The sequence below is a fragment of the Janthinobacterium sp. genome, from assembly GCF_031995485.1.
Taxonomy (GTDB): Bacteria; Pseudomonadota; Gammaproteobacteria; order Burkholderiales; family Burkholderiaceae_D; genus Janthinobacterium.
Genome location: NZ_DAMAGB010000079.1, coordinates 1 through 11,497, shown reverse-complemented (window position 1 = coordinate 11,497; position 11,497 = coordinate 1). Strand labels below are relative to the sequence as shown.

The window sequence follows — 11,497 nt, the reverse complement described above, 5'->3', positions numbered from 1 at the left end:
GGTCACCTTGCTGGTCAGGTCGCCGGCCGCCACCTGGCGCGCCACGCCGAGGGCCTGCAGCAGGGGGCGCGTGATGCTGTTGCTGGCCTGGATCGCCAGCAGGATGCCGGCCAGCGCGGCGCCGGCGGACAGCAGCACGATAATCAGGCGGGTCTGCTCGGCCTGTTTTACCGACGCCTGGCCGGCCGCTTCCATCAGGCCGGTCTGGTAGCTGACCAGTTGTTCCAGCGCCGCGAAGTAGGTTTGCTGGCGCGGCTGCAGCTGCTTGAGCATCAGCGTCTTGGCCTCGAATTTGCGCTCTTCCGCCACCAGCTTGAGCACGTCCTTGCGCACGCTGTCGAACTGCTGGCGCGCCGCGTTCAGCTGCGCAATGCGGCTGCGGCCATCGGCCGACGCCGGCAACTGCTCGAGCTTGCCGACCACCGTGCCGATGCGCCGCGCGATCTGCTCCACATGCTGCACTTCCTTGCTGGCCAGTTCCGCGTCGACGGTCAGGAAGATATTGCGCATGGCAAGCATGGTTTCGTTGACGTCATCCTTGACCGCGTGCACCAGCACGGTCTTCGGATAATGGTCTTCGTTCATGCGCCGGATTTCGCTGCCCAGCTGGCTGACGCGCGTAATGGCCACCAGCGCCAGGATCAGGAGCAGGGCGATGATGGCGCCAAAGCTGACGCCCAGCCGGCGGCCGATTTTCAAATCATTGAATTTCATGTGACGAGTCTCCTGATATTTTTATGGTCCGCACGGTGGCAATGCCCCTGCAGTTGGATGATGGTAGGCCTCGCCGGATTATTTATCCAATCAATAATTCTTATTGCTTAATATCAATTTCGATATGAGTCACGGCAGCAACATTTTCAATATCTCAGCACATCTGATAGCATACCCCCCTATAGTATATTTTGCGGAGTTGGCATGGGACACATAGCGAAGAACAAAAGCAAGCTGCTCAATCGCGTCAGGCGCATCAGGGGGCAGGTGGAAGGCATCGAGCGGGGACTGGAAGACGGGCGCGACTGCAACGACGTGCTGCAGCTGATCGCCGCAGTGCGTGGTGCCGTCAATGGCCTGATGGCCGAGGTCATCGAAGAGCATCTGCGCGAACACGTGGCCAGTCCCGCCATCGCCAGCGATGCCGAGCGGGCGCAGGGCGCCGATGAAATTGTCGCCATCCTGCGCACCTATCTCAAATAAGGGAGGCCATCATGACGCAACTGCACGCGGCGGAAGACCTGTCCGCCTGGACCCATGAACACATATTCGACACGACCGATGGCAAGGCGGAGCGACGCGCGCGCATCGTCATGTGGATCACGCTGGCGACCATGGCGCTGGAAATCGTGGCCGGCTGGTGGTACAACTCGATGGCGCTGCTGGCCGATGGCTGGCACATGAGCTCGCACGCGCTGGCGATCGGCCTGGCCGCGTTTGCGTATGCGGCTTCGCGCCGCTATGCGCGCGATCCGCGCTTTGCCTTCGGCACCTGGAAGATCGAAATCCTGGCCGGTTATACCAGCGCCATCCTGCTGCTGGGCGTGGCCGTGCTGATGGTGGCCGCCTCGGGCGAGCGCCTGTTGTCGCCGCAGGCGATCCACTATCAGCAGGCGATGGCGGTGGCCGGCTTCGGCCTGGCGGTAAACCTGGTCTGCGCGCTGATCCTGGGCGGGCATCACGATCACGGCCATGCGCATGGCCACGATCATCATGGTCATCACGACCATCACGACTATCACGGTCACGAACATCATGACCACGGCGAAGACCTGAACCTGAAAGCGGCCTATATCCACGTGCTGGCCGATGCCGCCACGTCGGTGCTGGCCATCGTGGCGCTGGCCGGCGCGTGGGCGTATGGCTGGAACTGGCTCGATCCCGTGATGGGGATTGCCGGCGCCGTGCTGGTGGCGCTGTGGGCGAAAAAGCTGATGCAGCAGACGGGCAGGGTGCTGCTGGATCGAGAGATGGACCATCCGGTAGTGCAGGAAATCCGCGAGGCGGTCGAGGTGGAAGAAGGCGGTGACACGCCGCGCATCGTCGACCTGCATGTCTGGCGCGTCGGCAAGCAGCTGTATTCGTGCGCGCTGTCGGTGCTCAGCCGCGATCCGGCACTGACGCCGGAGCGGCTGCGCGCCCGTATCGGTGTCCACGAGGAAGTCGTCCACAGCACCATCGAAATCGTGCGGCGGACCTGAACAACGGCGCCGCCGCGGCCGGCCTACACGCCAACGAGCGACACGGCCTTGGTATTCAGGTACGACTCCAGCGCCTCCGGCCCGCCTTCCGTGCCATGGCCCGAATCCTTGATGCCGCCAAACGGCATTTCGGCGCTCGGGGTGGCGGGTTGGTTGATCCACAACATGCCCACTTCCATGCGGTTCATCAGCAGGTGGGCATTCTTGATCGAGCGGGTAAAGGCATAGCCGGCCAGGCCGAACGGCAGGCGGTTCGCTTCGACGATGGCGTCTTCCAGGCTGTCGAAGCCGCGGATGCCGGCGATCGGGCCGAACGGTTCGTCGTTGAAGATGCTGGCGTCGAGCGGCACGTCGGCAAACACGGTCGGCGCGAAAAAGTTGCCGGTGTCGCCGATACGGCTGCCGCCGGTGGCCAGCGTGGCGCCCCTGGCCTGCGCATCTTCCACCACCTTCGCCATGGCGGCGAGGCGGCGCGCATTGGCCAGCGGCCCCAGCGTGGTGCCCTGTTGCAGGCCATCGCCCAGCTTCAGGCTTTCGGCGTGTTTCACCAGCGCGCTGGTGAACTCGGCCTTGACCGCATTGTGCACCAGGAAGCGGGTCGGCGAGATGCACACCTGGCCGGCATTGCGGAATTTGGCGCCGCCGGCGGCCTTGACGGCCAGCGCCACATCGGCGTCTTCGGCAATGATCACCGGGGCATGGCCGCCCAGTTCCATCGTCACGCGCTTCATGTGGGCGCCGGCCAGTGCGGCCAGCTGCTTGCCGACCGGCGTGGAGCCGGTGAAGGTGACCTTGCGGATGACCGGGTGCGGGATCAGGTAGCCCGAGATTTCCGCCGGGTCGCCGAACACCAGGCCCAGCACGCCCGGCGGCAGGCCGGCGTCCACAAAACATTGCATCAGCGCCGCCGGCGAGGCCGGTGTTTCTTCGGGCGCCTTGCACAGGAACGAACAGCCGGTCGCCAGCGCGGCCGACAATTTGCGCACGATCTGATTGATCGGGAAATTCCACGGAGTGAACGCCGCGACCGGACCGACCGGCTCTTTCAGCACCAGCTGCTGCGCGGCCGGGTTGCGTGACGGGACGATGCGTCCATACACGCGCATGCCTTCCGCGGCAAACCAGTCGATGATGTCGGCGCCGGCCAGGATTTCAACTTTCGCTTCGGCCAGCGGCTTGCCTTGCTCCTGGGTCATCTGCTGGGCAATGTCGACAGCGCGTTCCCGCAGCAGCGAGGCGGCGCGGCGCATGATGGCGGCCCGGTCGGCCGCCGATACGGCGCGCCACGTCTCGAAACCCTGCTGGGCGGCGGCCAGCGCGCGGTCCAGGTCGGCGATGCCGGCATGGGCCACCGTGCCGATCGCCTGCCCGGTGGCAGGATTGAGCACGGGAATGGATTTGCCGCCGGTGGCGTCCACCCATTGATTGGCGATCAGCAGGCGGGTATCGGGATAGCTGGAGAGGGTCATTGCTTGGGGCTCCTGTCGGTGGTGAGTCGGTCTGGCCGCCGGCCGCGTATCGTGCATGGCACGCACGACAGGTGGCAGCCGAAAAAACGCCAGTGTACTACCGCGTTGAAAAAGCGGCAGGGCGATAGTTTGCCGTCGCCGGGCCGCTGACGTGAAGGCGTAAAAAAGCCCGCCGATGGCCGGCGTAGCAATTATAATGTCGGCTTTTGCGGCCAGGCGCCGTTCACCAGACTGAGAAACGAATGAGCACATTACCTCCATGCCCGCAATGCCAATCCGAATATACCTACGAAGACGGCAGCAATCTCGTCTGCCCCGAGTGCGCGCATGAATGGTCGGCCACCGCCGCCGAAGCGGTGGAGGAGGGCGCCAAGGTGTACCGCGATGCGGCCGGCAATATCCTGCAAGACGGCGATACGGTCAGCGTCATCAAGGACCTGAAACTGAAAGGTGGCGGCGGCGTCGTCAAGATGGGCACCAAGGTCAAGAATATCCGCCTGGTCGACAGCGACCACGATATCGACTGCAAGATCGAAGGTTTCGGCCAGATGAGTCTGAAGACCGAGTTCGTCAAGAAGGTCTGATCGCTTCCGGTTCCTCTTCATGCAAATCGATACCATCCGCCAGCGCCTGCGCGCGCTGGGCGCCAAGCCCCTGCACGAACAGCGCGTGCTGCGCGACTGGATACAGGCGCAGCCGCACGACCAGGGACGGCGCCGTGCCGAAGACTTCCTGCCGCTGCTGGTACGCGAGGCCTTGCCGGCGCTCGACGCTGACTTGCAGCGCATGCTCAGGCTGCTCAGCAGCCATCCCGGCGCCGATGGGTCGGCGCGGCTGCTGGTCGGCCTGCACGACGGGCAGACGGTGGAAAGCGTGCTGCTGCCGCGCGATGGCCTGTGCGTGTCGAGCCAGGTCGGCTGCGCGGTAGGCTGCCAGTTCTGCATGACGGGGCGCGACGGCCTGATACGGCAGGTCACCAGCGGCGAGATCATCGCGCAAGTCGTCTTGGCGCGCACTATGCGGCCGGTCAAGAAAGTCGTCTTCATGGGCATGGGCGAGCCGGCCCATAACCTGAACAATGTCATGGAAGCGATTGAGCTGCTGGGCACGGAAGGCAACATCGGCCACAAGAACCTGGTGTTTTCCACCGTCGGCGACCCGCGCGCCTTCGAGCGCCTGCCGCAGGGCCGGGTCAAACCGGCGCTGGCGCTCTCGCTGCACACCACCAAACCGGACTTGCGCGAGCAACTGCTGCCGCGCGCACCCAAACTGACGCCGCGCGAACTGGTGGACTTCGGCGAATCGTATGCGCGCCTGACCGGCTACCCGGTGCAGTACCAATGGACCTTGATGGAGGCCGTCAACGACGGCGACGATGAGCTGGACGGCATCGTGGCACTGTTGAAGGGCAAGTACGCGGTGCTGAACATGATCCCGTACAACACCATCGATGACCTGCCATTCAGGCGCCCCAGCTGGGACAAGGCGCGCGCGATTGCCGCCCGCCTGCACGAACGCGGCGTGCTGACCAAGCTGCGCGATTCGGCGGGGCAGGATGTGGAGGGCGGCTGCGGGCAGTTGCGGGCGCGTGAGGCGAAGGGCAGGAAAATGATTGAAATACGGGCCGCCTGAAATAACCCCGAAATCAACAACTGGGGTCGGACCCTGAGGGTCCGACCCCGGCATTTGCGGTTGGGTTACAACCCGCCCAGCAAATCGTTTTCATCCAGGATCGCAAACGCGATCTCCGGATGCCGGGCCAGGCAGCGCCGCACGGCCGCCGGAATCGCCGCGCGCGTCTTGCGGCACAGGCCGGGCTGCTGCAGCAACTGGATCTGGAAGCCGCGCACGCTGCGCACTTCGGCGCTTGCTGGCGCAATGCGCAGCACCACGCCCAGGTTGCGCTGCAAATTGTGCTCCAGCTTTTTCAGCTGTTCATACGTGGCGATGGTGTCGATATGCGCCAGCAGGCGCTTTTCTTCCGTCAGGTTCAGGCGCAGGATGGCCAGGCCTGCGCCGGCCTGACCCTCGCCCAGCAGGCGCTCGCGTTCGCAGTCGCACAACTGCGGCGGACACTCCTTGCGGATTTCAAAGTCGGCCATGCCTGTTCATCCCGTCACTACCGCGCGCGGTCAGCGCGGACTGACGATCAGCCGCCAGCGTATCGGTCCCTGGTCGCTGCTGTGCTGATGGTGGTTCTGCGGCGGCATCACATGGCCTTCCGTCGAGACGATCTCGTGCGCGCAGCCGTCGCAACGGTAGATGCCGGAATACGGCACGGCTTCGCCGGGCGAAGTCAGCTCATCGAAACGCGGATGCATCGAACGGGCCACGTAAGTGGGATTCTTGTAATCGGCCATAGGTTCCTCTGGAAGGGTGCGATGCAGCCATTCTGGCACAATTTTGCGCAGGCTTGACCGCACGACTGGCCGTGTGCGTGCAGTCATGTTGTAATCTTGGCCATCATGAGAACCCGCATCAAGATCTGCTGCATCGCTTCGATCGACGAAGCCCAACTGGCGATTGCCGCCGGCGCCGACGCGCTGGGCCTGGTGGCGGCCATGCCGTCCGGACCCGGCGTGATTCCCGACGCCCGCATCGCGCAGATCGCCGCCTGGACGCCGCCGCCCGTGTCCACCTTTCTGCTGACGGCCGAGACGACGGCGGCGCGCATCGCCTGCCATATCGCCGCGACCCAACCGACCACGGTGCAGATCGTCAATCATATCGATCCGCACGAAGTGGCCGAACTGGCGCGGCTGGTGCCCCATGTCAGACGGGTGCAGGTGATCCATGTGGAAGGCAACGGGGCGCTCGCGATGATCCCCGCCTACGCCCCCCATGTGCATGCCTTCCTGCTCGACTCGGGCCGCCCGTGCGGCGCGGTGCCCGAGCTGGGTGGCACCGGCCGCACCCACGACTGGGCCATCAGCGCCCGCTTCGTACGCGCCAGTCCCGTGCCCGTATTCCTGGCCGGCGGCCTCGATGCCGGCAATGTCGCCGGCGCGCTGCGGCAGGTCAGGCCCTACGGCATCGACCTGTGCTCGCGCGTGCGCACCGATGGCCGCCTCGATATCATGAAGCTGGCGCTCCTGACGTCGGCCGTGCGCGAGGCCGATGCGGTGCTTTACGCGGAAGGGTGAGCCGCTGCCATCTCGCGCACGAATGCGTCGGTAAACGCCGCCACCATGCCGCTGGCGGCGCGCGGCGAGATCAGGCCGACCACGGATGACGATTCTTCCTCCGGCAGCGCCAGGAAGTGCACGCCCGGTGGCGCCGCCAGGCGCATGCCGTCCGGCACGATGGCGATGCCCAGGTTTGCTTCGATCAGGTTCAGCTGCGAGGTCTTGCGCGACAGCGCGCGCGCCGCTTTCGGAAAGAAGCCCTGCGCCAGGCACAGGCCCGCCACCAGGTAGCTGAGGCCGCCGCGGTCCTGGTGCGGGATCGACACGAACGCCTCGTCGCGCAGGGCGGCGATGGTGGTGTGCGATTGCGCGGCCAGCGGGGACGCCTTCGACACCACCACCACCAGCCTTTCGCGGAACAGCTCGCGCACGACGATATTGGCGTGCTTGCGCAAGGTGGGCAGGCGCACCAGGCCCAGGTCGGCGCGGCCTTCCTCGATGTCTGCCGCCTGGTTCTCCGACGAGCCCTTCGACACATCGAGCGACACGCCGGGAAACTGCGCCAGCAGGCGGTTCAGCACCGTGCCGATGGCGGGCGTGAGCGTGACGGAACTCGAATGCAGTAACCGGATAATGCCCTGCGCGCCTTGCCCCACATGGCGCGTCTGGCGCACGGTTTCCTCGATGTCTTCCAGGATGCGCCGGGCGCGGTCATAGAATACCTGGCCGGCGGCGGTCAGCTCGACATGGCGCGCGTCGCGCGTCAGCAGCAGCGCCTGCACTTCGCCTTCCAGTTCCTTGATCTGCCGGCTCAGCGCCGACTGCGCGACAAACAGCTTTTCCGCCGCGCGCGAATAGCTGCCGGCATCGACGACTTCGACAAAGTAGCGGAACTGTTTGAGGGAAATCATGGATGCCTTTTCGAGATCGGTCGGCGCCATATTTGATATTGGCCGCGCGCGCCTGCAAACGTTACAGTGGTCCGGTCGCCATCACTGCAGGGAAAACGCCATGCTGGAATTGATCGGAGTGCTGGGAGTGCTCGTCAGTATTATCGTCAAACTGATTTTTGTCCAGATCGGCTGTGGCAGAAGGGCGCGTGATGGGGAGGATTGAAAGGCGAACCCGATTCGAGGTGCCGGGGTCGGTCGCTAGCGATCGGAGTGCTCCCCATTGGGGCGCATTCCCCCTCAGGGTCCGACCCCAGTATCTGCCTCCGGGGTTGCCAGCATTGCGACAAAGCCGGCCTGCATTTTCACAGCCTGTAGATGGCAACCCAACGCCATCCCATCCCACTCGGCCAGCTCGCGCCCCGCACACTTGAGCGCCGCCTCGCGCGCCGTCCAGGCTTGCGCCAGCGCCAGCGGGCGCTGGTCGTCCGGACAGGCGCGCAATTGTGCCGCCACCTGCGGCCCCAGATAATCGCGCGCCACTTCGTGCCAGTCGGGAACCGCGAGCACGCGCATCACATCGATGCCGACCGGCCCATGCAGATGGACGGCCGCCAGCGAGATGCCATCGTCATGGCTGATCGACAGCCAGGCAGTGCGGCCCGGCAGCAGCAAACGGGGCGCATGGCCGGGCTGCGATTCCACGCTGATCGACTCCATATCGATGGCCAGCCACTGCGCCACGGCCTCGCGCACGGCAAGACGAATGCACGGCCGCGCTTCGGCACGCAACAGGACAGCCGCGATGCCGATCACCAGCACGCCATCGCCTTGCCAATATCGCGTAAAACTCATGACCGCAACGGCGCCGCCGGGCAGCCCGCCCAGTTGCTGCCGGCCGGGATATGCTCGCCCTTCATCACCAGCGTCAATGGACCGAGGCGCGCGTTGTCGCCCACTTTGGCGCTGTACAGCACCGAGCTGCGCGGGCCCATGTAGACGCGCTGGCCGATTTCCACGTGGTCGATCTTCATCACGCGGTCTTCGAACAGGTGCGTCTGCGGGCAGGTCAGTGCATTGAGTTCGCTGTGGTCGCCGATATGCACGCAGTCGAATTCGGTGATGTCGGTGGTGTCCATGTAGACGCCGCGGCCGATCTTGCAGCCGAACAGGCGGAAGGCCAGCGGCAGCCACGGCGTGCCGCGCAGGTAGCGCATGAAGTTGGGCACGGCGATGCCTTCGTACAGATTGGTCACGCCTTCGGACAGCCAGACGAACGGCGTCCACATCGGCGCCGCGTGCTTGCGGTAGCGGCCCAGCAGCACCCATTTGAGCAGTACCACCAGCAGGAAGTTGCCGATGCCGTAGGCCAGACCGGCCAGCGCCAGATCGGCCACCACTTCGCTCCAGCGGCCGGCGCCGGCCAGCGGCATCACGTCGAGCACCAGCGTGTAGCCGACCGCGATCACCAGCGCATGCGGTGCGACGATGCGGAACGCCTCGATCAGCGTGCGGCCCAGGCGGCGCAGCAGCGACGGCCTGAAGGTCAGGTGTTCGGCAAAGCCGCTGACCTGTTCGCGCGCCGGCAGGTGCATCGGCGGGGAACCGAGCCAGGTGTCGCCGCCATGCATCTGTTCATTGCGCGGCGCATGCGTGTGCACGCCGATCAGCACGTGCTCGGGCAGGATGGTGCCGTCCGGGATATAGCTGCCGTTGCCGACAAAGCTGCGGTGCGAAATGACGGTGGGGCGCATGGTCATCCAGCCGCCGTCGATCTGCTCGTCGCCCAGCATCACGGCGTCGGCGATAAAGGTGTCGTCGCCCAGGGTCAGCATGTCGGGCACCACGCCGAGCGCGGTGGAAATCTCGGCGCCTTTGCCGACCTTGGCGCCCAAGAGGCGGTACCAGTACGGCGCAAACACGGTGGCGTAGATGCCGTGCAGCACGTTCAGGCTCGACTCCTGGATATGGCTGACCAGCCACTTGGCGCAATAGATATTGCTGTGCACGCCCGACACGCCCGGTTTCAGGCGCGGCAGCGCGCCCCAGCGAATCGCGGCCGACAGCAGCGCCGTCAGCACGATCAGCACGGCGCTGGCGGGGAAGGCCAGAATGAAGTAGCGGGCCAGCTGGGTGGTGGCGTCGCGGCCCTGCAGCCACGGCATCATCTCGCGCTCGTCGAACCAGTCGATCAGCACGAAGCTGGGGAATACGGGCATAAAGAACAGCACCGCGATCAGCACCATGCCGAAGCAGAAGAACAGCATTTCGGCGCTCAGGCGGGCCTTGCTCACGGCAGGGCGCGCAGGCTGGCTGCTTGCGTCAAACGGGCCGATATCGCGCGCCGGCGAGCCGGTCCAGATGCGCCCGGCCGGCACCACTGCGCCATCGGCCAGCGCCGACTGGCCTTCCAGGTGGCCGAACGCGCCCACGCTGGTATTGCCTTCCAGGATGGCGTACGAGCTGATGCAGGCGTCATTGGCGATGCTGATCTGCCCCAGCAGCAAGCGGCCCCGCTCCACGCGCGCGTTCTCGAAATTGACGGCATTGCCGACGCTGACGTTGTCGCCGATGGACAGCAGCTCCGGTGCGCGCAGGGTCATCGAACCGATCACCACTTCCTTGCCCACTTTGGCGCCCAGTGCGCGCAGCCACCAGCTGTTCAGCGACGAGCCACTGAGCAGATAGGTGGGCGCCGATTCGACCAGCCGGTCGGCCAGCCACCAGCGGTAATACGTCACGCCCCACAGCGGATAGCTGCCGGCATTCAGGCGCCCTGCGATCAGCCATTTGCCGGCAATCGCAATCGCAAACTCGCCCAGCGTCGCCAGCAGGAATACGCCGATCGAGGCGGCCACCGCGCGCGCCACGGTGTCGCCCGGGTCGCCCGTGAAGTAGTGATAGGTGAAGAACGGCGCCAGCCACTGCGCCATGCGCAGGGTGACCAGCACCGGCACGGCGGCCGCCTGCGCCAGGCCGCACACCCAGCGCTTGACGCGCGATGGCGGGGTCCATTCCGCTTCCGGCGTGGCCAGGCCCGGCGCGTCGCCCAGCACGGCGGCGATCTTGCCCACTTGCCGGTTGTGATAGATATCGCGCACGGTCATGTGTGCATAGCGGGGATCGCCGCGCAGGCTGGACGCCAGGCGCGCGGCCAGGAAGGAATGGCCGCCCAGATCGCTGAAAAAGTCGGCATGGCGCAGGATCGGCTGGCCCGGGAACAGCTGCGCCAGCGCCGCGAACAGGGCCGCTTCGGCCGGCGTTTCGGGCAAGTCCGACTCGCCCGCTTCGCCGGCCGGCGGGGCGGACAAGGGTGTCGCTTTCAAGGCTTTCCTGTCGATCTTGCCGGAGGTCAGGCGCGGCATCAGCGGCAGCAGCTCGAAGCGGCCCGGCACCATGTAGGGCGGCAGGTGCAGGTTCAGCGCCGCGCGCAGGGTCTTCGCAATCAATGCTTCATCGCTGGCGTCATCGCTGCCGACGATATAGGCGACCAGCTGGTCGATGCCGTCGTCCTTGCGCAGCAGGACGGCCACCGTGCCCACGCCCGCTTGCTGCGCCAGCACGGCCTCGATCTCGCCCAGCTCCACGCGAAAGCCGCGTATCTTCACCTGGTCGTCGGCGCGGCCCAGGCACAGTACCTGGCCATCTGGGTCGATGCGGGCCAGGTCGCCGGTGCGGTACAGGCGCGCATCGTCAGCGCCCGTGCTCCAGGGGTTGGGCAGGAATTTTTCCACCGTCAGATCGGGCCGGCCCAGATAGCCTTCGGCCAGGCCCGGGCCGATAATGCACAGCTCTCCCGTTTCGCCGCGCGGCAGCAG

Annotated in this window: 13 protein-coding genes; 6 read left to right on the top strand and 7 right to left on the bottom strand. The window is 65.6% G+C overall.

The window, feature by feature from the left end; all coding sequences use genetic code 11:
- A partial coding sequence (locus RTQ46_RS26650; protein WP_312440630.1) for an MCP four helix bundle domain-containing protein occupies positions 1-714 on the bottom strand: 714 nt, incomplete at its 3' end.
- Positions 715-918: 204 nt separating this feature from the next.
- Between RTQ46_RS26650 and RTQ46_RS26645 the strand changes: the two genes are divergently transcribed.
- Positions 919-1,197, top strand: coding sequence for a metal/formaldehyde-sensitive transcriptional repressor (locus RTQ46_RS26645; RefSeq protein ID WP_312440629.1), 279 nt, complete (start codon positions 919-921; stop codon positions 1,195-1,197).
- An 11-nt stretch (positions 1,198-1,208) separates the two neighbouring features.
- Positions 1,209-2,195 (top strand): CDF family Co(II)/Ni(II) efflux transporter DmeF, encoded by a 987-nt coding sequence (gene dmeF, locus RTQ46_RS26640; protein ID WP_312440628.1) that lies wholly within the window; start codon positions 1,209-1,211, stop codon positions 2,193-2,195.
- Positions 2,196-2,218: 23 nt separating this feature from the next.
- Here the strand turns inward: dmeF and RTQ46_RS26635 are convergent, their stop codons facing one another.
- Complete coding sequence (locus RTQ46_RS26635; RefSeq protein WP_312440627.1) at positions 2,219-3,664, bottom strand: NAD-dependent succinate-semialdehyde dehydrogenase; 1,446 nt, start codon at positions 3,662-3,664, stop codon at positions 2,219-2,221.
- A 242-nt stretch (positions 3,665-3,906) separates the two neighbouring features.
- On the opposite strand from RTQ46_RS26635, the gene RTQ46_RS26630 reads away from it, so the two are divergent.
- On the top strand, positions 3,907-4,248 hold the full coding sequence (locus tag RTQ46_RS26630) for a zinc ribbon domain-containing protein YjdM (protein ID WP_312440626.1): 342 nt from the start codon (positions 3,907-3,909) through the stop codon (positions 4,246-4,248).
- 19 nt (positions 4,249-4,267) lie between these two features.
- Positions 4,268-5,296 carry an RNA methyltransferase gene (locus RTQ46_RS26625; RefSeq protein WP_312440625.1) on the top strand — a complete coding sequence of 343 codons (1,029 nt, stop codon included), beginning with the start codon at positions 4,268-4,270 and terminating at the stop codon, positions 5,294-5,296.
- A 65-nt stretch (positions 5,297-5,361) separates the two neighbouring features.
- Here the strand turns inward: RTQ46_RS26625 and RTQ46_RS26620 are convergent, their stop codons facing one another.
- Both RTQ46_RS26620 and RTQ46_RS26615 read right to left on the bottom strand, forming a co-directional pair.
- Entirely contained in the window at positions 5,362-5,766 is a 405-nt protein-coding gene (locus RTQ46_RS26620; protein WP_312440624.1) for a hypothetical protein, read from the bottom strand.
- A 30-nt stretch (positions 5,767-5,796) separates the two neighbouring features.
- Positions 5,797-6,024, bottom strand: coding sequence for a protein L (locus RTQ46_RS26615; protein WP_312440623.1), 228 nt, complete (start codon positions 6,022-6,024; stop codon positions 5,797-5,799).
- A gap of 105 nt (positions 6,025-6,129) precedes the next feature.
- Here RTQ46_RS26615 and RTQ46_RS26610 point away from each other — a divergent pair, with 105 nt between their 5' ends.
- Positions 6,130-6,807, top strand: coding sequence for a phosphoribosylanthranilate isomerase (locus RTQ46_RS26610; protein WP_312440622.1), 678 nt, complete (start codon positions 6,130-6,132; stop codon positions 6,805-6,807).
- On the opposite strand, the gene RTQ46_RS26605 is transcribed toward RTQ46_RS26610, so the two are convergent.
- Positions 6,792-7,700: a LysR family transcriptional regulator gene (locus RTQ46_RS26605; RefSeq protein WP_312440621.1), complete on the bottom strand. Its 909-nt coding sequence runs from the start codon at positions 7,698-7,700 to the stop codon at positions 6,792-6,794. The two genes, RTQ46_RS26610 and RTQ46_RS26605, sit on opposite strands and share 16 nt — an antisense overlap.
- On the opposite strand from RTQ46_RS26605, the gene RTQ46_RS26600 reads away from it, so the two are divergent.
- Positions 7,699-7,905, top strand: coding sequence for a hypothetical protein (locus RTQ46_RS26600; RefSeq protein ID WP_312440619.1), 207 nt, complete (start codon positions 7,699-7,701; stop codon positions 7,903-7,905). The two genes, RTQ46_RS26605 and RTQ46_RS26600, sit on opposite strands and share 2 nt — an antisense overlap.
- A 74-nt stretch (positions 7,906-7,979) precedes the next feature.
- Here the strand turns inward: RTQ46_RS26600 and RTQ46_RS26595 are convergent, their stop codons facing one another.
- Positions 7,980-8,534 carry a 4'-phosphopantetheinyl transferase superfamily protein gene (locus tag RTQ46_RS26595; RefSeq protein ID WP_312440617.1) on the bottom strand — a complete coding sequence of 185 codons (555 nt, stop codon included), beginning with the start codon at positions 8,532-8,534 and terminating at the stop codon, positions 7,980-7,982.
- Positions 8,531-11,497, bottom strand: a 2,967-nt coding sequence (locus RTQ46_RS26590; RefSeq protein WP_312440616.1) for a Pls/PosA family non-ribosomal peptide synthetase, incomplete at its 5' end; no start/stop codon positions are given. The genes RTQ46_RS26595 and RTQ46_RS26590, both read right to left, overlap by 4 nt.